General features: G+C 69.4%; 19 protein-coding genes and 1 tRNA gene. 13 read left to right on the top strand and 7 right to left on the bottom strand.

All coding sequences use genetic code 11. The features are described from left to right. Positions 1 to 112: 112 nt before the first annotated feature. Positions 113 to 691 carry a 5-formyltetrahydrofolate cyclo-ligase gene (locus EFL26_RS20245; protein ID WP_123224721.1) on the bottom strand — a complete coding sequence of 193 codons (579 nt, stop codon included), beginning with the start codon at positions 689 to 691 and terminating at the stop codon, positions 113 to 115. A 122-nt stretch (positions 692 to 813) separates the two neighbouring features. Here EFL26_RS20245 and EFL26_RS20240 point away from each other — a divergent pair, with 122 nt between their 5' ends. The 10 genes from EFL26_RS20240 to EFL26_RS20195 all read left to right on the top strand — a co-directional run bounded on the left by EFL26_RS20240 (position 814) and on the right by EFL26_RS20195 (position 8,937). Further along, a complete protein-coding gene (locus tag EFL26_RS20240; protein ID WP_123224720.1) occupies positions 814 to 1,827 on the top strand; it encodes a HEAT repeat domain-containing protein in 1,014 nt (337 codons plus the stop codon). 52 nt (positions 1,828 to 1,879) lie between these two features. Then, the gene (locus tag EFL26_RS20235; protein ID WP_123224719.1) at positions 1,880 to 3,262 is read left to right on the top strand and encodes a UTP--glucose-1-phosphate uridylyltransferase; all 1,383 of its coding nucleotides are present in this window, start codon (positions 1,880 to 1,882) and stop codon (positions 3,260 to 3,262) included. A 28-nt stretch (positions 3,263 to 3,290) separates the two neighbouring features. Beyond that, the gene (glp, locus tag EFL26_RS20230) at positions 3,291 to 4,529 is read left to right on the top strand and encodes a molybdotransferase-like divisome protein Glp (RefSeq protein ID WP_123224718.1); all 1,239 of its coding nucleotides are present in this window, start codon (positions 3,291 to 3,293) and stop codon (positions 4,527 to 4,529) included. Between the two features lie 16 nt (positions 4,530 to 4,545). Beyond that, positions 4,546 to 5,028, top strand: coding sequence for a cyclic pyranopterin monophosphate synthase MoaC (gene moaC, locus EFL26_RS20225; protein ID WP_123224717.1), 483 nt, complete (start codon positions 4,546 to 4,548; stop codon positions 5,026 to 5,028). After that, positions 5,025 to 5,507: a MogA/MoaB family molybdenum cofactor biosynthesis protein gene (locus tag EFL26_RS20220; RefSeq protein ID WP_123224827.1), complete on the top strand. Its 483-nt coding sequence runs from the start codon at positions 5,025 to 5,027 to the stop codon at positions 5,505 to 5,507. The genes moaC and EFL26_RS20220 overlap by 4 nt, the downstream gene beginning before the upstream one ends. Before the next feature lie 19 nt (positions 5,508 to 5,526). Then, complete coding sequence (locus EFL26_RS20215; RefSeq protein WP_123224716.1) at positions 5,527 to 6,129, top strand: GNAT family N-acetyltransferase; 603 nt, start codon at positions 5,527 to 5,529, stop codon at positions 6,127 to 6,129. Between the two features lie 121 nt (positions 6,130 to 6,250). Next, entirely contained in the window at positions 6,251 to 7,132 is an 882-nt protein-coding gene (gene sepX / locus EFL26_RS20210) for a divisome protein SepX/GlpR (RefSeq protein ID WP_123224715.1), read from the top strand. Between the two features lie 62 nt (positions 7,133 to 7,194). Then, a tRNA-Ala gene (locus EFL26_RS20205) sits at positions 7,195 to 7,270 on the top strand. Between the two features lie 156 nt (positions 7,271 to 7,426). Beyond that, positions 7,427 to 7,660, top strand: coding sequence for a helix-turn-helix transcriptional regulator (locus tag EFL26_RS20200; protein WP_123224714.1), 234 nt, complete (start codon positions 7,427 to 7,429; stop codon positions 7,658 to 7,660). Between the two features lie 164 nt (positions 7,661 to 7,824). Further along, positions 7,825 to 8,937, top strand: coding sequence for a site-specific integrase (locus tag EFL26_RS20195; protein ID WP_183408293.1), 1,113 nt, complete (start codon positions 7,825 to 7,827; stop codon positions 8,935 to 8,937). A gap of 131 nt (positions 8,938 to 9,068) precedes the next feature. Here EFL26_RS20195 and EFL26_RS20190 read toward each other — a convergent pair whose 3' ends face one another. The 5 genes from EFL26_RS20190 to EFL26_RS20170 form a co-directional block, all read right to left on the bottom strand. Then, entirely contained in the window at positions 9,069 to 10,412 is a 1,344-nt protein-coding gene (locus EFL26_RS20190; protein WP_123224712.1) for a hypothetical protein, read from the bottom strand. Beyond that, positions 10,412 to 10,711: a hypothetical protein gene (locus tag EFL26_RS20185; protein WP_123224711.1), complete on the bottom strand. Its 300-nt coding sequence runs from the start codon at positions 10,709 to 10,711 to the stop codon at positions 10,412 to 10,414. The genes EFL26_RS20190 and EFL26_RS20185 overlap by 1 nt, the downstream gene beginning before the upstream one ends. A 117-nt stretch (positions 10,712 to 10,828) precedes the next feature. Further along, the gene (locus EFL26_RS20180; protein WP_221177077.1) at positions 10,829 to 11,425 is read right to left on the bottom strand and encodes a hypothetical protein; all 597 of its coding nucleotides are present in this window, start codon (positions 11,423 to 11,425) and stop codon (positions 10,829 to 10,831) included. A gap of 11 nt (positions 11,426 to 11,436) precedes the next feature. Then, complete coding sequence (locus EFL26_RS20175) at positions 11,437 to 11,865, bottom strand: single-stranded DNA-binding protein (RefSeq protein WP_123224710.1); 429 nt, start codon at positions 11,863 to 11,865, stop codon at positions 11,437 to 11,439. 384 nt (positions 11,866 to 12,249) lie between these two features. Next, positions 12,250 to 12,639 carry a TraM recognition domain-containing protein gene (locus EFL26_RS20170; protein WP_246000307.1) on the bottom strand — a complete coding sequence of 130 codons (390 nt, stop codon included), beginning with the start codon at positions 12,637 to 12,639 and terminating at the stop codon, positions 12,250 to 12,252. A gap of 10 nt (positions 12,640 to 12,649) precedes the next feature. Between EFL26_RS20170 and EFL26_RS20165 the strand changes: the two genes are divergently transcribed. The 3 genes from EFL26_RS20165 to EFL26_RS20155 all read left to right on the top strand — a co-directional run bounded on the left by EFL26_RS20165 (position 12,650) and on the right by EFL26_RS20155 (position 16,262). Next, positions 12,650 to 15,499: an AAA family ATPase gene (locus EFL26_RS20165; protein ID WP_183408292.1), complete on the top strand. Its 2,850-nt coding sequence runs from the start codon at positions 12,650 to 12,652 to the stop codon at positions 15,497 to 15,499. 114 nt (positions 15,500 to 15,613) lie between these two features. Continuing rightward, positions 15,614 to 15,952, top strand: a complete 339-nt coding sequence (locus EFL26_RS20160) for a sulfate permease (protein WP_123224708.1) — start codon at positions 15,614 to 15,616, stop codon at positions 15,950 to 15,952. Beyond that, positions 15,945 to 16,262, top strand: a complete 318-nt coding sequence (locus tag EFL26_RS20155) for a hypothetical protein (protein ID WP_148046784.1) — start codon at positions 15,945 to 15,947, stop codon at positions 16,260 to 16,262. The genes EFL26_RS20160 and EFL26_RS20155 overlap by 8 nt, the downstream gene beginning before the upstream one ends. Positions 16,263 to 16,274: 12 nt before the next feature. On the opposite strand, the gene EFL26_RS20150 is transcribed toward EFL26_RS20155, so the two are convergent. Beyond that, positions 16,275 to 18,899 (bottom strand): DEAD/DEAH box helicase, encoded by a 2,625-nt coding sequence (locus EFL26_RS20150; RefSeq protein ID WP_123224706.1) that lies wholly within the window; start codon positions 18,897 to 18,899, stop codon positions 16,275 to 16,277. Positions 18,900 to 18,990: the final 91 nt, after the last annotated feature.

Here is an 18,990-nt window from a genome sequence, read left to right as displayed (position 1 = left end):
GAGCCTGCCGGAACCAGGGGGATTGGTGGTTGAGCCTGCCGAAACCAGGGTCGGCTCAACCACCGGGGTCGGCTCAACCACCGGGTGGCGACTCGAGCTCCTGGCCGACGGGTCAGAAGCGGAGGAGGCGGCGCTCGGTGACGACCGCGGTCACCCGGCGGTCGTGGGGGGCGGCCGGGACGGCGTCGAGGACCTCCTCGTCGTTGAGCACCACGCAGGTGAACGTGCCGACGGGGACGCGCCCGAGCGCCCGGTCGTAGGAGCCGCCTCCACGGCCGAGCCGCAGGCCGCTGTGGTCGACGGCCAGGCCCGGCACGATCACGGCATCGGCGGTGGCGACAGCGTCCTTGCCGAGCGGCGCGGTCACCGGTTCGAGGAGCCCGCGGCCGGCCGGGGCCAGCCCGTCCGGGCCGGAGTACGTCGCCCAGTCGAGGTCGTCGTCCGGGAGGAGCAACGGCAGGATGATCCGCTTGCCCGCGGCGGCCAGGCCCTCGAGGAGGGCGCCGGTGCCGGGCTCGCGGCCGACCGAGACGTACGTCGCGACGGTCGCGGCCCGGCGTACGGCGGGGTCGGCGAGCAGCAGGTCGGCCACCGCGCGGGACCGCTCGGCCAGCTCGGCGAGGGGGAGCCGACCGCGCGCCGTGACGAGCTGGTCGCGCAGCGCGAGCTTCGCTCCGTCGATCGGGTCCATGGCGCACCCAACCTATCCGCGCGTTCGCGGCGGTCCCAAAGGCCCTCCGGAGCGGCCCGAATGCCTCTGCTGCACCGTCCGGTCCCGACGCGATGCTGGGCTTGGGAAGGCAGGAGCCCGAAATGTCGCTGTTCACACGCAGGCACCGGATCGAGCAGCTGGCCGCGCTCGGGGACGTGACCGGTCTCCGCGAGGCGATGCTCGCCGCCGCCAGGGCCGGGGCCGCCGACGAGCTGTGCGTGGCGGCCTCCGCGCTCGTGGACCTCGGCGAGGCCGGCATCACCGCGCTCCTCGAGGCGATCCTGGACGACCCCGACCACGCCCACTTCGGCCGGATCGAGGACGAGACCTTCCACCGTGCGGCGTCCCCGCGCGCCGTCGCCCTGCTCGCCGATGCCCTCGAGTGCCACCCGGACGGACAGGTGCGCCTCGTGGCGAGCGACCTGCTGCGCCGGCTCGACACGGCGCTCGCGGACGAGGCGTTCGCGGCGGGGGTGACCGACCGTGACCCGCACGTGCGCCTCTCGGCAGCCCGCGGTCTCGCCGACCACGGCGACGCCCGGGGAGTCCGGGCCCTGCTCGAGTGGGTGGCTCACTCCGACGACCCCCTGCCGGCCCTCGCAGGGCTCGCCCGACTGGGAGATCCGGCGGTCGTGCCCGCGCTCCAGCAGGTGCTGGCGAGCGCGCGGACGCCGTACGTCGCCGCGGCGATCGCGCGCACGGTCGCCGAGATCGAGGCGCACCCGGCACCTCCGTCGCAACCCCTGGACCGGCTCGCCCGCCTCCGCGACCGGATCCGCAGCATCGAGCTCGTCGACCGCCGACCGCGACCGACCGGGCCCGACGTCGAGCGCGCGCTCCAGCAGGTCGCGGCGATCGACGCCAACCTCGCGACCGCGATGGAGGTGCTCCGCACCGGGTCGACGTCGCTCGGCCGCCCGGTGACCAAGGCGCAGGTCGGGATCGGGCTCGCCAGCCTCGCCGCGGCGGTCAGCGGCGACGAGGTCGACCGGTCGATGTCGGCGATCCTGCAGCCACGCGGCGTACGCGCACTGCGGGCGGTCGTGGTCGACCTCGACGTGATCGCGAGCGAGCTGCAGGAGCGTGGAGCGTCGGCCCCGAGCGCCGAGGAGTGAGCATCGGGGTCCTCGGTGTGGAACCCGACCGGGACGACCCTACGATCGGGGTATGACCGAATCCGGCAGCGGGCCAGGACTACGCGCGGCCCGCGACAAGATGATCGCGGCGGGCGTACACCCGCTGGCGATCGAGGTGTTCGCACACCACTACCGCCAGCTCGAGCGCGGCGAGACCGGGATGATCCCCGAGTCCGCGATCGAGCCCCTGGACATGCCGGCGCTCGCTGACGCCGACGTCACCGAGGAGGACGGCGTCCGCGCGCTGCGCGAGACTGCGGTGATCAAGCTCAACGGTGGCCTCGGCACGTCGATGGGCATGGACCGTGCCAAGTCGCTGCTCTGCGTGCGTCGCGGCCTCTCCTTCCTCGACATCATCGCCCGCCAGGTGCTGCACCTGCGACGCACGTACGACGCCTCGCTGCCGCTGATCTTCATGAACAGCTTCCGCACCAGCGCGGACACGCTGGCCGCCCTGTCCCGGTACGCCGACCTCCCGGTCGACGGGGTGCCGCTGGAGCTGATGCAGAACAAGGAGCCCAAGCTTCTCGAGAAGAACCTGATGCCGGTGAGCTGGCAGAAGGACCCGACGCTGGAGTGGTGTCCGCCGGGACACGGCGACATCTACACCGCCCTCTCCGCATCCGGCCTCGTCGGCACGCTGCTCGACGCCGGCTACCGGCAGGTGTTCATCTCCAACGCGGACAACCTGGGCGCGGTCGCCGAGCCGCGCGTGGCAGGGTGGTTCGCCGGGTCGGGTGCCCCCTTCGCGATCGAGGCGGTGCGCCGCACTCCGTCCGACCGGAAGGGCGGCCACTTCGCGATCCGCAAGGCCGACGGCCGGATCGTGCTCCGCGAGACCGCGCAGACGCTGCCTGCGGACCAGAAGGCGCTGGCTGATCTCGACCGGCACCGGTTCGCCTCGACCAACAACATCTGGGTGAACCTCGAGGCGCTCCGGTCGGAGCTCGACAGCCGCGACGGCATGCTCGGCCTGCCCCTCATCCGCAACGTCAAGCACGTCGACCCTGCCGACTCGTCGACCCCGAAGGTGATCCAGATCGAGTCGGCGATGGGTGCCGCGATCGAGGTCTTCTCCGGGGCGCAGACGATCGAGGTGACCCGCCGGCGGTTCGTGCCGGTGAAGACCACCAACGACCTGCTGGTCCTGCGCTCCGACGTCTACGACCTCGGCGACGACTTCGTGCTCGACCAGGCCTCTCCGATGATCCCGTTCGTGGACCTCGACGGCGTCTACAAGCTCGTCGGCGACTTCGACAAGCGGTTCAAGGAGGGCGCTCCCTCGCTGCGGCAGGCGGAGTCGTTCGTCGTCGACGGCGACTGGACCTTCGGCGACAACATCACGGTGGTCGGCAAGGTGACCCTCGACGGCGAGCGCGGTCGGGTGGAGTCGGGCACGGTCCTCACCAGCTGAGCACCGCCGCGGTCATAGGGTGGAGCCCATGTCCGAGAACTCCAGCCTGAGGGGAGTCGACGAGCACCTCGCGTCGATCCTCGACCAGATCCGTGAGCTCCCGGCGTACGACCAGCCGCTGCTCGAGACCCTCGGCCTCCCCGCCGTCGACGACGTGATCTCGCCGCTGTCCCTGCCGATCTTCGACAACTCCGCGATGGACGGGTACGCCGTGGTGTTCCGCGACGTCGCCGAGGCCACGCCCGACCGGCCGGTGCACCTCCCCGTCGTCGGCGAGATCGCGGCGGGTCAGACCCAGATCTTCGCGATGTCGCCCGGCACGGCCGTCCGGATCATGACCGGCGCGCCGATCCCGACCGGCTGCACCGCGGTGGTGCCGGTCGAGGACACCGACGACGGGGTCGCCACGGTGCAGATCAGACGCGCGCCCCGCGAGGGCCAGCACATCCGCCGCGCCGGCGAGGACGTCAAGGAGGGAGACGTCGTCCTGCGCCAGGGGGAGCGGATCGACGCCCGCCGGGTCGGGCTGCTGGCCTCCGTCGGGGTCGGCCGGATCATCACCCGTCCGCGGCCCAGGGTCGTGGTGATGTCGACCGGCTCCGAGCTGGTCGACCCCGGCGAGCAGCTGGCCCGGGACAGCATCTACGACTCGAACTCCTACCTCCTCGCCGCGGCCGTGCGGCAGGCCGGCGCGATCGCCTACCGCGTGGCCGCGACCCCGGACGACCCCGAGACGTTCGTCGAGGCGCTCACCGACCAGCTGGTCCGCGCCGACGTCGTCGTCACCAGCGGCGGGGTCAGCAAGGGGACGCACGACGTGGTCAAGGAGGCGCTGTCCCAGCTGGGCACGGTGGAGTTCTGCGAGGTGGCGATGCAGCCCGGCAAGCCCCAGGGGTTCGGGGTCATCGGCGAGGACGACACCCCGATCTTCACCCTGCCCGGCAACCCGGTGTCGTCGTACGTCTCCTTCGAGGTCTTCGTCGCGCCCGCGCTGCGCAAGATGATGGGGCGCACGCCGTACAGCCGCAGCCTGGTCCGGGCCAGGATCACCTCGGAGGTCTCCTCGATGAAGGGCCGGCGGCAGTTCCTGCGGGGGTTCTTCGAGCCCCGGGTCGGAGGGTCGGTCGTGACGCCGGTCGGCGGTCCCGGTTCGCACCTGATGGGCGGGCTCGCGCAGGCCAACGCGCTCATCGTCCTCGCCGAGGACGTCACCACGGTCCCGGCGGAGGCCGACGTGCCGGTCATGCTGCTCGACCGGGAGTACTGATGGGCCGGCAGCGCTGATGGGCACGGAGGAGCCGCGGCTGACGCACGTCGACGAGACCGGCGCGGCACGGATGGTCGACGTGACCGGCAAGGACGTCACCGCCCGCGTCGCCGTGGCCAGCGGCCGGGTGCTCGTCTCCGGCGAGGTGATCGGGCTGCTCCGCGGGGAGGGCGTTCCCAAGGGCGACGCGCTGGGGGTGGCCAGGGTCGCCGGGATCATGGCCGCGAAGCGCACGCCCGACCTGGTGCCGTTGTGCCACCCGCTCGCGATCTCCGGTGTGACGGTCGACCTCGAGGTGCTCGACGACGCGGTCGCGATCACCGCGACCGTGCGCACCACCGATCGCACCGGCGTCGAGATGGAGGCCCTGACCGCGGTCTCGGTCGCCGCACTCACGCTCGTCGACATGGTCAAGGCCGTCGACAAGGCAGCGGTGATCACCGACGTGAGGGTCGAGGCGAAGTCGGGCGGCAAGAGCGGCCCGTGGGAGCGAGCGTGACCGGCTCCCTCAGGGCGGCGGTCGTGGTCGCCTCGAACCGTGCCGCCGCGGGCGTGTACGCCGACACCACCGGACCGCTGATCGTCGAGGCGCTCCGGCACGACGGCTGGGAGGTGGGCGAACCCGTGGTCGTGCCCGACGGCGACCCGGTCGCCGACGCGATCCGTGAGGCGGTGGCCGCCGGTGCCCGGGTGGTGCTGACGACCGGCGGGACCGGCCTCACGCCGACCGACCGCACGCCGGAGGCGACCCGGTCGCTGCTGGACCGCGAGGTCCCCGGCATCGCCGAGGCGATCCGGGCCCGTGGCGTCGCGCAGGGCGTCGCGACGGCGATGCTCTCGCGGGGCGTCGCGGGCGTGGTCGGGTCGACCCTGGTGGTCAACCTGCCCGGCTCGAGCGGGGGAGTGCGCGACGGGCTCGCGGTCGTCGTACCGGTGCTGCGGCACGCCGCCGAGCAGCTCCTCGGGAGCGACCACTGAACACCCCACGGGACCCCGCATGAGCGCCGGCTGGCCGGTCGCGCTCGGCAACGGCCCGCTGCGCCTGCGGCCGCTGGCGATCGGTGACCGGCGGGACTGGCGCCGCATCCGACAGCGCAACGTCGCCTGGCTCTCGCGCTGGGACGCGACCACGCCGCCCGGAGCCGACGCCCGGCCGCGCACCTTCGGTGCGATGGTCCGCGCGATGCACCGCGAGGCGCGGGCCGGCCGGCAGCTGCCGTTCGCGCTCGAGTACGACGGGGAGTTCATCGGTCAGCTGACCGTGAACAACATCGTGCGTGGGTCGGCGCAGTTCGCGTCGGTCGGCTACTGGATCGACGAGGCGTACGCCGGGCGCGGCCTGATGACCCTCGCGGTCGCGATGGCGGTCGACCACTGCTTCTTCGAGCTGCGGCTGCACCGGATCGAGATCGCGATCCGGCCCGAGAACACCGCCTCGCTGCGGATCGTGGAGAAGCTCGGCATCCAGGAGTACGGCTTCGCACCGCGCTACCTGCACATCGACGGCGACTGGCGTGACCACCGCCTGTTCGCGATCACCCGCGAGGAGTGCCCGAAGGGTCTGCAGCAGCGGCTGACCCGGGGCTGGCCCTTGGGCTGAGCCGGCTGCGGCCCGGCCGCCCATGCGTCGCGACGTTGGTTCCCACCAGTCACAGGAGTGTTCTGGCGACACACCGGTGCGCCTGCGTCCCGGAGCGCCACCTCGCTCCTACCCTCATGGCGTGGACCTGTCAGGAATCATCTTCGTGGTGCTCGCCGTCGGGTGGGCCGGCTACCTCATCCCCAAGGCGCTCAAGCACCACGACGACCTGGCGATGAGCCGCCCCGTCGACACGTTCTCCGACTCCGTGCGCGTGGTGGGCGCGTCGACCAAGCCGGCTTCTCGGGCGACCGCTCGGGCCGCCGCCACGACCACTGCGGCGCCCGCCGCCACGACCGCGGAACCGGGCCCCGTCCTCCCCGTGCCCCCGGCGCCGGTCGCCCAGGCACCGGTGCCCGCGCCGCGCCACACGATCAGCCGCGAGGCCGCCCGCCGTGCGGCCCGGCGCCGTCGCCGCGTGCTCCTCGTCCTCCTGCTCGCCCTGGTGGCGGTCTCGGTGACCAGCTACCTGGCCTACACGCCGTGGTGGTCCACCGCGGTCCCGGGTGCCCTGATCCTCGTTTTCCTCGTGGTTGCCCGGCTCACAGTCCGGGCGCAGCAGGTGCGCCGCGCTGCGCCCGACCAGTCCCTCCGAACGGGAGCTCCGGCCGAGGCCGTCGAGCCGGTGGCGGCTTCCCACGCCACTGCTCCGGCCGAGGTCGAGCCCGACCTCGGGCGTGAGGACACCCAGGGCTTCTCCCGCGAGGAGCTCGCCGAGGCGGTCGCGGCCCCGGTGCTCGAGGAGGGTGGCCTCTGGGACCCGCTCCCCGTCACGCTGCCGACCTACGTCACCAAGGCGCGCGCGCGGCGTACCGTCCGGACGATCGAGATCACCGGCATGACCTCGTCGGGTCACGACGCTGCGGACACCGAGCTGGCCCGCTCCGCGGACGAGGCCGCGAAGGCCGAGGCGGAGACCGTCGCGGACGCCGAGGCCGAGCAGCGCAAGGCGGCCGGCGCCTGAGCCCCGCACCCCGGGCTCGATTCGAAGTACGACGGCCCGGGTGGTAACTTTTCCTCGCACTTGGGGCTGTGGCGCAGTTGGTAGCGCGTCTCGTTCGCAATGAGAAGGTCAGGGGTTCGAATCCCCTCAGCTCCACCAAACCCGCTGGTCAGAGGCCACGCGCGGATCCTGACAAAGGAGAAGCGCGTGGCAACTCAGCAGAAAGTCAGCACAAATTCGGACGGTTGGCCGGGGTACTCGGCCCGTCTGGGCCGCTTTCGGCCAAGTGCGACTGGACTTGCGCACCTGGTGTGCATGAACACCACCACACACCCATCGACCGGGCTCGGTCCCGTGCTCACGCTGTCCCAACTCGCCACCCAACTCGGCGTCACCATCCAGACTCTCTACGACCTGCGCAGCCAAGGTCGGGGCCCGCGAGGATTCCGGGTCGGCCGTGAGCTTCGGTTCCGGGTCACCGAGGTCGACGCCTGGCTCGCCCAGATGGAGGCCGACGACGCCGAGCGTCACCCCCGACAGGCCGGCTGATGCGCACCGGTCGGCCTCGCACCCCGATCGGTACCCACGGAGCCGTCAACACCCGCCGCGTGGGCGGACGTGTGGTGGCCGAAACTCGCGTCCGTGACCTCGACGGTCGCCTCCGCCAGGTCAGGGCCTCCGGTCCCACCGCGGCCGCCGCGCGCAGCCGACTAATGGAGCGCATCCGCGAACGACCATCCCTCCCCGGCAGCGGCGTCTTGCGGCCGACGAGCTCTTTCGCCGACCTGGCGGACCTGTGGTTGGCAGATCTCGAACTGCGCGACCTCGCGAGCAACACCAAGGAGAACTACCGGACCTATCTTCGACTTCATGTCAGGCCCGCGTTCGAGCACTACACCCTGGCCGAGGTGACCACGGGCAGGGTCGAGTGGTTCTTGGCGAAGCAGGCGAAGGTGTCGCCGTCGCAAGCCAAGCAGACTCGGACGATGCTGAACATGCTCTTCGGCTACGCGCTGCGTCACGACGCCATAGCCCGCAACCCGGTCGAAGGTACGTCGCAACTGCGGAGAGCCAAGGTGACACCCCAGGCGCTGACCCTTGAGCAGATCACTGCGATTCGCGATGCTGCCGCCAGGTGGCGAAGTGAACCGGGTCTCCCAGGCCCCAAGCCGGACGGGCAGGTCCGCCACATCATCGAGGTCCTGCTCGGCACCGCCATGCGTCCCGGCGAGGTGCTGGCGCTTCGTCCTTGCGATATCGAGGACCTGCCCACGGGCATGATCGCGAGCGTCAATGGCACCGTCGTCCAACGCAAGGGCAGCGGAGCCGAGCGTCAGCCTCGACCCAAGACTGACGCCTCTATCAGGCGCATCCCGGTCCCTGAGTTCGCGGCCGTTGTGCTGCGGCGTCGGATCGCTGACATGCCGAGCGATGCCGGCACTCGGACCATCTTCGCCAGTCGTGGCGGTCGTCCTTTGAGCCCGTACAACGTCCGCCGCACCTTCCGCGAGTTCCTCCGGCTCGCCGACCTGGGCAGCAGCGGAATTAGTCTTCGCTGGTACCGGCGGACGGGGGCGACCGTGATCGCACGCGGCATCGGGACCGACGCGGCCGCCGCCTTCCTCGGACACACCTCAGCGGTGATTACCGAGGGCCACTACATCGAGCCGGACCGTACCGTCGACCGCTCTCCAGCCGCTCACCTAGAAAGCACCTTGCGACCAGTCGAGCCCGACGGCGCGCTGCTGGCGAGCCGTCCGGCCGAACGAGAGGACGAGCTGCTCGCCGCGGTCGATCGCGAAAGCGATGACGACGCCGTCGCCTAGCGACTTCCCGGCTCCACGGTCGTTCGGATGGCAGTGTTGCGGGCGACCGCCACCGGTTGACGATCTCTAGTCTGCGCTCGACAAGCTGGAGACCGACATTGCCTCGGTGCGGGGCCGCTCTGAGTGCCTAATCACATCGAAAGCGTCGGCCCAGCGGGCCGGCCGTCGGGCTGGTGAACGATCGCCGCATGAAACTCGGCTCGACTCCGCGCGGCCTGCGGCGGAGCCTGGTTCGGCGTTGGGATCGGGCGGAGTCGGTCATTAGCCAGCCGCATGATCGAGGTGTGCTCCATTTCGCCGAGGGGTAGGTGGCGCTCGCGGGGCGGCGCGACCATCTGGCCGCTGTCGTCCTCAACCGCTGGAACCTTGACTCTGACGAGGTACTCCTTGCGCCTGATGCCTTCCTCGAGGACGTCGGCGATCCGGTGGTCGAGCGCGTCGAACAGGGTCGTGAAGCCGTGCAGGGTGCGGAGGTCGAGGCCGTCGTCGTTCGGGATCGCGCGGAGTCGGCTGACGGCGTTGGCTGCCTCGGCCGCGGCGAGCCCACCTGTGCCGATGCGGCCACGGATGTTGCGCAGCTCGTGCTGGAGGTCGACATAGGTCCGCTCCCGGACGGTCCACGTGTCGTGGAGGGCGGGCTCGACCTTCTCGACCAGGCTCGCGAGCTGTCTGGAGAGGAGCCGCTGGGAGTCGACGACCAGGCGAAGGTGCATCGCGCTGGGGAACGACCGCATCCGAATCACCAGGTTGTGCTCGGCTTGGAGTACGCCGAGCAGTCCCGGCTTGCCGGGGCCCTTGATCACCTTGGTCGGCGGGCGCCAACCGCGCAGGTCGATCGCGTAGTCGGGTGGGTCAAGAGTGGCGTCGAGAGCGCAGGCCAGAGCAGTCCAACCGAGCCGCTCGGGGCGGTGGAGCTTCTCCCAACCCGGGATGTTCGAGTATCGCTGGTCGAGCACCACGAGTGCCTGCACGACCGCGGCGACGTCGGCGATCAGGGTCTGACTCTGCTGGGCGTCGAGGCGGCCGTGTCCGAGGCCGGCGTCGAAGTCGTGCTCGCCGAGGGCGGCCGCTCGCGCGGCATGGCGCCAGCGTTCGACCAGCGGAAGGACATGCGGCGCGGCCAGCTCGTCGAGTGTGGCGAGCGGTGCTGTGGAGGCGTCGACGGCCTGCTCGACGGCACGGCTAAGAGCAGCCAGTGCGCCGTGGCGTGAGTTCGCGGCCCGGAAGGGGTTCACCGGCGGTCGCGACAGGTTGCTGGCGGTAGCGGGAGCCGCGGCGATCGTGGCCTGGTGGCACCAGATGAGGATGCCTTGCCGGTAGTGGCGGATGAGCTCGCCGATCTGCCGTCGCTGGTCAGCCGTGGTCGTGGCCGCGACCGTGTAGATCCCCTCGCCGCCGATGCGTTGCTGGATCCGGTGCTGGTGCAGCAGCGCGGACAGCTCGGCCCGCATCAGGCCGCCGTTCTCGCCGTACATCAGAACTCATCCAGTGCCCGGGCGTCGTCGAGCGCTGCCAGCAGGAGCTCGATCTGCAGGGCGTCTACGTCGTAGGTGGCGAGTTGCTCGATGGCGGAGGTCGCGACGGCCATGAGGATGTCGCGGTCGTCTGTCAGCCCGTAGGTGTCGAGCGCAGGTACGTCATCCCCGTGGATCCAGTCCAGTTCCAGGAGGGCGCGTTCGTAGGCCGAGGCGGCCTCGACGGTGCGGGCATCCTCGGCGAGGGCGGCGATGCACGAGCGGACCTCGGTGAGCGTGACGGCGTGGGCAAGCAACATGTGAAACCCCTTTCGGGAGGTGGCTCACCCCCGACGCTGCGCCGCACCGCCGAACCGGGCGACGTGGCGCACGCGGTCTGGGGAGAACGGCCGAGGAATTCCGAGGTCGTGGACCGGTCAGGACGCACGCGCGATGGCTCGCGCCTGGTCCTCGATGCGACGGCGGGCCGTCACGTCCTGCAAGACGTACGCGACGAAGTCGGCGTCGCGGTCTTCGATGGCTACTTCCGACGCACGGACGGCTGGGGCCTCGCCTGGCCACGTCGTGATCCGGGTGGCCCGGTCGCGGTCGAGTTTCGTGCCGCAGGTCGAGACCCACTCGCGAAGGCGGTTGCGGGCGTCGGCGAAGTCGCGATGCCACGCCAGCGGCGCCGACGGCGAGCCGTCCGGGTCGTAGGCGTTGAGCCAGTGCGTGTGCAGGGCCGACAGCTCCCAGACCAGCTCGTCGTGGCGATGCCAGAACGGCGGAATCACCGTCGGTGGCAGTCCGTACGTCGCGCGCAGCCAGCTGACCCAGGCGTTGAGGTCGAGCCACTCGGCCTCTGCCTCGTCGCCGGTCAGGAGGTTCCAGTTGATCGGGTGCGGCGGCTCCTCGTCCGCGTCGGCAGCCCCGCGGGGTGGGGCGGGGCTGCCGAACATCGGGTGCTCACGTTCGATCTCGTCGTCGAGCGGCTCCAGCAACGTGCGCTGCGGCTGGTCGATCTCGATGGTCATCGCTGGCTCCGTCAGATCCCGACGACTCGGGCCGGCTCCGTGGCGGAGGGGAGGTCCGCTGCGGGCGGTTCGACCTGACGGGCCGGCGTACGGTCGACGTCGTAGTTCGTGCGGGCCGTGTCGTGGCCGATCCGGCGGGCGACGAACTCCTCGCGCGCCTCCACCTGGCCGTTGCGGTCCAGCTCGTACTCGTGGATGTAGCCCGAGGCGACGAAGTTGTCGCCGACCTTGAAGCGCGCGTAGGCGCGCTCGGCGGTCTTTCGGTAGCAGACCAGGTCGTGGAAGGTCGACTCGAGCTGGGTGAAGCTACCGTCGGTCTCCTTGCGGTAGTGCTCGACCCCGATGCGGGCGTAGAACCGCGCGGCGCCGTCGCCGGTGAAGTTGAGCTGCGGCGCGGCGGCGATGAACCCCGGCAGGCTCATCTGCGTGGGAATCGTCATTACTTGACTCCTCGGGTCGCGCGGCGCCTCGACTGGCGGCCGCTCTTCGGGAGTCAGGTGCGCGAGGCTTCCCGCGCAGTTAGCCTTAGGAGGTCCCTCCGGCTCCGTGGACCTAGGAATGCGGGTGAGCCGGGCGTATCAATACATACCGCCGTCGTGCCGCTCGTCGATAGAGGCGAGGCGTCACTCCAAGCAGTCACGTCCTGTTGGAGACCGCCGATGTGCAGCAATGTTCCGTACGCCACGTCGCTGGCTCGCGCGACGAGCTTTGCTGAAACTGCGCGGCGTCAGGTCGGGAAGTCCGATCGATTCATCCCTGCTTCGCGGACCATCCCGGCTCGTGGCATGTGACGAGCAAGAAGCCCCGCGGGTGGTGAGGCCCTCTCACCGGCGTCGCAGCGCCACCTCTACCGCGGCACGGTCCACACCCAGCTGCGCTGCCTCTTTGCGTGCCGTCCACGGGCGAAGGTCGGCAACTAACGGCGGTGCGCTGCGCAGGAGGACGAGCGCCGTGCCGAACGGCAAGGTCCGGATCGTCTCGGGCGGCATCACCGGCACACGCCGGGTCGAACGCTGGAGGGAGCGCGAGCCGTAGTCGCCGACGGAGACCGTGTCTGTGTGCTCGTCGCGTTCGCCGATCAGGGCGGAGAGGTCCTGGAGATCGCGTGCCGAGGAGGTGCCGCCGAGGATGACCTTGACGATGGAGGCGTCCCAGATGGCGCCCGCCGCGTGGTCGCCCCACTTGTCGCGGGCCTGCGTTGTTGTCTCGAACAAGGTCCGCACGGTGTTCGACGGCCGGTGGCGGGCTCTGGACAGCCGGCCGATGTTCGCTTCGGTCGTCGCCCTGTCTGAGCACTACAACGCCGTGCTCGCGGACATCCTCCAGCGATCGTTCGGCCTGGAGTGGGAGAGGCGTGCGCGCGGCACCAACCGGCACCCCGCCTTCGAGGTCAGTGGTGTGCCCGAGGAGTTGGTGACCGAGTTTTCTAGTCGGTCTAGGACGATCGACGTCGAAACTGATCGGATGGTCGAGGAGTACCGGCGCGACCACGGGCGAGCGCCCGACGCTGCCACCGTCATCAAACTACGCGCAACGGCGACCCTGACGACGCGGCCTGAGAAACACATCCACTCGCTCGCCGAGCTCACGGCGGACTGGAGGGCACGGGCGAGCCACGTCCTTGACGGCGACTCGACCGGATGGGCTCGCTCACTGCTCGCCCGTGGAGCGAGAGGTGACTACAACACGCTCGCCCGTGGCCTCCTACTGGCCGACGACGTGTCGCCCGCGGTGGTCACTGAGGTCGCCCGTGCAACGGTCGGAGCGGTCAGCCAGAAGCGGTCCACCTGGAAGCACTGGAACCTCTGGGCCGAAGCGTCCAGGCAGACGATGGAGTGGCGATTCGCCAGTGTCGGTGACCGTGAGGCGGCCGTCGCGACGATCGTGGAGGAAGCCAAGCGCATCTCCATCTCCCTGACTCCACCGGAGTTGAGCTACAGCCCGGACGTGTTTCGGCGTCGCGACGGAACCAGCCTGTTCCGGCCCAAGCACGAGGTCGCGTTCACCTCCGAGGAGATCCTCGCGGCTGAAGACCGGCTACTCGCCCGTGGTGACGACCGCAGCTCGCCCGTGGTCGATCTGGACACGATCGAGGAGGTCTCAGGAAGAGCGGTCTTGGGTCATCAACTCAGCGATGAGCAGATCGCGACGCTGGCGGCGGTGGCCGTCTCGGGCCGGCAAGTCGATCTGCTGATCGGCCCCGCCGGAGCGGGCAAGACAACCGCCATGCGGGCGCTCCACAAGGCTTGGACGGGCGTCCATGGCAAGGACAGCGTCGTGGGCCTTGCGCCGTCGGCCGCCGCCGCGGACGTACTCGCGCAGGACCTGAACGTCGCCTGTGACAACACAGCGAAGTGGCTGCACGAGCACGACAAAGGGCGAGCTGAGTTCCGGAGGGGTCAGCTCGTCATCATCGACGAGGCGACGCTCGCGGGCACCTTGAACCTCGACCGGATCACCTGCCTCGCGAGCGAGGCAGGAGCCAAGGTGCTGCTCGTCGGCGACTGGGCCCAGCTCCAATCGGTCGACGCGGGCGGAGCCTTCCCGCTGTTGGCCGACGCGCGAAACGACACCCCCGAGCTGACCGAGGTCCACCGCTTCGCCAACGAGTGGGAGAAGTCCGCGTCGATCGACCTCCGTCTTGGGCGCACCAAGGTCATCAGCACGTACTTCCGCCACGAGCGCATTAGGGACGGCGCCCATGACGAGATGGTGGACGCTGCCTACCTTGCCTGGCGAGCCGATCTGCGCGAAGGGCGCAGCAGCCTGCTCGTCACTGAGTCGACTGACGCGATGGTTCAACTGAACGAGCGCGCCCGTGCCGAACGGCTTCGCGACGGCGAGACTGAGGCGAGTCGAGAGGTCGAGCTCCACGACGGCACCCGGGCCTCGGTTGGCGACCTGATCATCACGAGGCAGAACCACCGGCGCATCCGTGCCCTGCGTGGCGGGTGGGTGAAGAACGGAGACCGCTGGCGCGTCACCGACGTCAACCCGGATGGCTCTGTGGTTGCCGAGCGGCTCGGGATGAAGATCGGCGCCTCGGTTGTGCTGCCCGCCGAGTACGTCGCCGAACACGTCGACCTCGGCTACGCCGTCACCGCCCACCGTGCCCAGGGCATGACCGTCGACACCGCACATGTCGTCGTTACGGGCTCGACCACCCGGGAAAACTTCTATGTCGCTATGACCCGCGGCCGACAAACCAACATGGCGTACGTCGCCCTCGACCGGCCCGACGAGTCGCACGCCGCGCCAACGCCCGAGGAGGTCACCGCCAAGTCGGTCTTGTTCGGGGTGCTCAAGCACTCGGGAGTCGAGCTTTCGGCCCACCAGACGATCACCGAGGAGCAGGAGCACTGGTCGTCGTTCGCGCAGGTTGCAGCGGAGTACCTGACCATCGCTGCCGAGGCGCAACGCGACCGATGGGTCGTCGAGCTCTGCTCGTCTGGGCTGACCGACGACGAGGTGGACGAGGTCATCGCGTCCGACTCGTTCGGGCCGCTGGCCGCCGAGTTGCGACGAGCAGAGTCGTCCGGCTGCAACATCGCCAAGATGCTGCCCAAGGTGGTCGCGCAGCGCGGACTCGCTGACGCCGAAGACATCGGTGCCGTCCTGATCAGCAGAATCAGGCACGCGACATCCCAGAGGAGTCGCGGCCGACGACATCATGCGGGGCTGATCGCCGGGCTCGTCCCCGTCGCCAGCGGCCCGATGGCGGACAGCATGCGCCGGGCGTTGACCGAGCGCCAGTACCTGCTGGAGTCGCGGGCCACAGCATTGGCGGAGGCGGCCGTCGGCGGGCGCCCGGCATGGGTCCGCAGGATCGGCGAACCGCCCGCCGATCCTCGCCAGCGTGACTGCTGGATGCAGGAGCTTCGGGTGGTCGCCGCCTATCGCGACCTGTGGCAGGTGGATGGCGCTTCTCCCGTTGGCTCCGCTGGCGCGTCTGATCGGCAGCGCGTCGACGAGGCGAGGGCGAGAAGTGCGGCTCGGCGTGCGTCCGACATCTCGCAGCGGGCTAGCGACGCGAGAAAGAGTGGGCTCGCGCCTGGGGCCCGGGCGCTCGGCTGATTGTGTCCACAGGCCGACTTCCGGCTCGCTTGTCCCCAGCTCAAGACGGTGGCCTCGGCGAGCGGTCGGTGCTCCGATGTAGCGGTGGAGTGCGCCGACCTGAAGGAGACTCCCATGCTCACCCTCTCGATCCACCTCGCCGCGGCCATCCGCGGCTACTTGGCCTTCTACATGCCCACGAACCGCCTTGTCGATTTGCTGCGCACCCCGCGTGGGCTCAAGTGGGCGGTCCCCGTTGCCTTGGTGACGGTGCCCGTCTACCTCTTCGCTATGAGCGTCTGCGCCACGGTGGTCGAGCGCGGTGGCCAGGGGTATCTCAACGTACTGGTGTTGCTGTTCGCTTGGAACGCACTCAAGTTCGCGTCGGTGGCGCTCCTCACTCCGCTCCGCGGACTTCAGCTCGCAATCGCCCACCGGACGGGGAGGGTTACGTACGCTTCGCCACGTGACTGACGAGTTGGCCCTCTTTGGAGACGAACCTCGTGTCACTTCCCCTCCGCCTGTCGCGGTGCCCACGCCGATCGCTGACTGGCAACGCGACCTGATCCGGAAGGCGCTTGACGCTCGCGGGCTCACGGCGATGGATGATCGTCAGCAGGCGGTCGAGGGCGCAGCGGGTCGCGCGCTTGCGAATCTCCGTGACCTCACGCACGACGAGGCAATCGTCGTACTAAACCGGCTGGGTGGGTCGGGCCCCGCTGGGAACCGTTCTGCGTCTCTTTGGGAATCGCGCGACGAGGACACCTGGATCGATCGCCTCTGATCACCCTCGCGGTCAAGGCTGGCTGAGCAGGCGCTCCCGTTCCGCAGCGACGATTTCTCGGGCGACCTCAGCGTCCGAGATGTCGAATGCTTCAGGGGCACTGTCTGCGGTCTCCGAGACCCGCGCGAACTCGGCGAACAGTTCGCTCTTGCGGGCGAGAATCTCGGTAATCCGCTGGTCGACACCATCCTCCGAGAGGAGCCGGTGGACCTGCACGGATTCGAGCTGGCCCATGCGGCGCGAACGGGCGATGGCCTGCCACTCTGTCGTCGGCTTGAGCTGTGGCTCGCAGATCACGACAACGGAGGCCGCCTGGATGTTCAGTCCAACCCCTCCGGCAATGATCTGCGCGACCAGCACGGCGCTGTGCCCGGCGCGGGAGAACTCGTCGACCATCTGCTGCCGTTTGGCTGCCGGGACTGAGCCGGTCAACGGACCGAATACCTTGCCTGGCAGGAGGGAGGCGATGTCGTCGAGCGCGCCGCGGAAATGGGAGAACACGAGCACGCGACGCTCGTTGTCTTCAGCCTCTTCGACGATGTCCAGGAGCCGCTGCATCTTCTGCGAGTTCGAGCCCGAACGCAGAGCGGCCTGCCGCATCGCCATGAAGTTCCCCTCCATGACCGCAGCTCGGTAGTGCTGTTCGTCGTGGGCTGAGAGCGGCATCCACTCGTCGACCTCGACGAGTTCGGGAAGTTCGGTGAGCACGTCTTCTTGGTTGCGCCGCAGGTACGCCGGTGCAACCTGCTTGCGAAACTGACGCGGTGCGAACTCGCTGGCGCTCACGGTGAGGTCGGGTCGGAGGTAGCCGACGAGGTTGCGGAATTCTTCGATCCTGTTCTCGAGCGGCGTTCCGGTGAGCAGGATGGTGCGTTCGCAGTCTCGGATGAGAGACAGCGATCTGCGCGTTCGCTGGGCGTCGGGGTTCTTGATGTAGTGGGCTTCGTCGAACACCAAGCATGTCGGGCGGGTGCGGTCGGGAATCTGCCCGTCGAGCCAGCCCAAACTGTCGTACGTCGTGACTGCGACTCCGCCGTTGCGGATCCACGATGTCAGGGCGCCGTCACGCCCCGCTCCGTGAAGCCGATGGGCACGGAGATCTGACTTGTCGGCGACCTCGCGGACCCAGTTGGTCACGACCGCAGCGGGACACACCACGAGAAAATGATGCGATCCCTTGGCCCTGAGGTGGGTAAGCACAGCGAGTGATTCGACGGTCTTTCCGAGGCCCATCTCGTCACCGATGATCACCTTGCGTTGCACGATGGCGAATCGCGCGCCGAAGGACTGGTAGCCGCGAAGGGACGCTTTGAGGTGGATGGTCTCCAATTTCAGCTCGCGGACTGCCTCGACGATCTCAGTTGGGAGGTCGCCATGACTCTTCTCCTCGTCATCGGACAGGAAGCCGAGTTCGGAGAGCATCGCGAAGTAGTCGGCGGGGCGAGCGAGGAAGTCATCCCACGGATCGCCGGCCGCCGCGCTCCCGCCCCCCATGAGCAGCGCGGCCCGCCGTTCAACGTCGGAGATTGCGGCGCGTAGGTCCGCGACGGACCGGCTCTCCGGCACCACAACGACGTGGGTCGTCTTCCGTTCCAAACCGGTCAGCAGTGGGCGGAGTGAGTCTGCTGCGGCAAGGTCTACCGTGGCGTTCTTGATGGATCGGGCCGCGTCCCACGCTCGCATGGCCTTGAGCAAGTCTGTTGCAGCGGCAGAGCGGTTCTTGATGTCGATGCGGACCGGCATCTCATCGACGGTGGTCTGCCAGATCGTGCGGGCGGCCCCGATCATGCGGTTGCCGGTCGTGTCACCGACCCCAGGTAGAGCGAGGATCCGAGGGCCTTGGTCGAGGACCTGCTGCACAGTGCGAATGCCGGCTCCGGTCAGTGCGGAGATCCGTAGCTGGCCACTCGTGGCGTCCTTGAGTCGCTCGACGGGCATTTCGCTGACGAGCCGGCGTGCCTCCGACTGACGCACGGCGTTTCCTGCGGAGGTCACCGCAGTACGGAAGTCGCCTTCGCGCTGGAGCGCTCGGTCAATGGCAAGGATCGAACCCTCGGCTGCGTCCAGCTCTTGGCGGACCAGGAGGTCAGCCCGGCCTGCGAAGGTGCTCGCGAAGCCGACGGACTCATCGAGAACTGAGGAGGATCCCAGGGCTGTGACCGACTGCTTATGCCACGCCTCCAAGCGATCCAGGTCCGGCAGGAACCCCGAGGCACCTACCCAACTGTGGAACGCGCTGAGGTACGCGGCCGCCTCAGCAGCAGAATTCTGGCGGTCCCTACCGGAGAACATGCGCCGCGCGCCATGGAGCGCTCTCGCAGTGAGCAGTGCCTTGGCCACGTGTTCCGCAGCGAGTTCGTTCAGGACGCGTTGGGTCTCCGACGTCAGCTCGGGGAGGGCCTGGGCGCGCGCCATGGCGGTGACAAGATCGCCGTCACCCGGCGTCAGGTTGATTGTGCGCCAATGCGCCTGGCCGTTCGGTCCGCGGGGGAGCAGGCGTTGGGTGAGTTCTGCAGCCGCCTTCTCGGCTTCGCCAGCGACCTTCTGTCGTCGGGCGACGAGCTTCGCCGCGCGCTTCATCCACCCGCTGATTGCGTCGGACACAGCCTTGGCGTGCTGGCGCTCTTCTCGCTCCATTGCCCCTGCTGATTCGTTGGATGGTCCGCTGCGAAGATTAGTCAACCTGCCCGACAGTTTCGGCGGGATCGTGAAACTGTCGGTCCGTCCG

Source organism: Nocardioides pocheonensis, assembly GCF_003725535.1.
GTDB classification, from domain to species: domain Bacteria; phylum Actinomycetota; class Actinomycetes; order Propionibacteriales; family Nocardioidaceae; genus Marmoricola; species Marmoricola pocheonensis.
Note: the sequence above shows the minus strand (reverse complement) of the source record. Positions and strands in the feature narration are given on the sequence as shown.

Excerpts from the sequence above, each read along its gene's own strand:
- EFL26_RS20180 (WP_221177077.1), bottom strand. The coding sequence starts at position 11,425 with ATGACCATCGAGATCGACCAGCCGCAGCGCACGTTGCTGGAGCCGCTC.
- EFL26_RS20190 (WP_123224712.1), bottom strand. The coding sequence starts at position 10,412 with ATGTACGGCGAGAACGGCGGCCTGATGCGGGCCGAGCTGTCCGCGCTG.
- EFL26_RS20185 (WP_123224711.1), bottom strand. The coding sequence starts at position 10,711 with ATGTTGCTTGCCCACGCCGTCACGCTCACCGAGGTCCGCTCGTGCATC.
- glp (WP_123224718.1), top strand. The coding sequence starts at position 3,291 with ATGTCCGAGAACTCCAGCCTGAGGGGAGTCGACGAGCACCTCGCGTCG.
- EFL26_RS20195 (WP_183408293.1), top strand. The coding sequence starts at position 7,825 with ATGGAGCGCATCCGCGAACGACCATCCCTCCCCGGCAGCGGCGTCTTG.
- EFL26_RS20200 (WP_123224714.1), top strand. The coding sequence starts at position 7,427 with ATGAACACCACCACACACCCATCGACCGGGCTCGGTCCCGTGCTCACG.
- moaC (WP_123224717.1), top strand. The coding sequence starts at position 4,546 with ATGGGCACGGAGGAGCCGCGGCTGACGCACGTCGACGAGACCGGCGCG.
- EFL26_RS20150 (WP_123224706.1), bottom strand. The coding sequence starts at position 18,899 with ATGGAGCGAGAAGAGCGCCAGCACGCCAAGGCTGTGTCCGACGCAATC.
- EFL26_RS20175 (WP_123224710.1), bottom strand. The coding sequence starts at position 11,865 with ATGACGATTCCCACGCAGATGAGCCTGCCGGGGTTCATCGCCGCCGCG.
- EFL26_RS20160 (WP_123224708.1), top strand. The coding sequence starts at position 15,614 with ATGCTCACCCTCTCGATCCACCTCGCCGCGGCCATCCGCGGCTACTTG.
- EFL26_RS20245 (WP_123224721.1), bottom strand. The coding sequence starts at position 691 with ATGGACCCGATCGACGGAGCGAAGCTCGCGCTGCGCGACCAGCTCGTC.
- EFL26_RS20215 (WP_123224716.1), top strand. The coding sequence starts at position 5,527 with ATGAGCGCCGGCTGGCCGGTCGCGCTCGGCAACGGCCCGCTGCGCCTG.
- EFL26_RS20240 (WP_123224720.1), top strand. The coding sequence starts at position 814 with ATGTCGCTGTTCACACGCAGGCACCGGATCGAGCAGCTGGCCGCGCTC.
- EFL26_RS20235 (WP_123224719.1), top strand. The coding sequence starts at position 1,880 with ATGACCGAATCCGGCAGCGGGCCAGGACTACGCGCGGCCCGCGACAAG.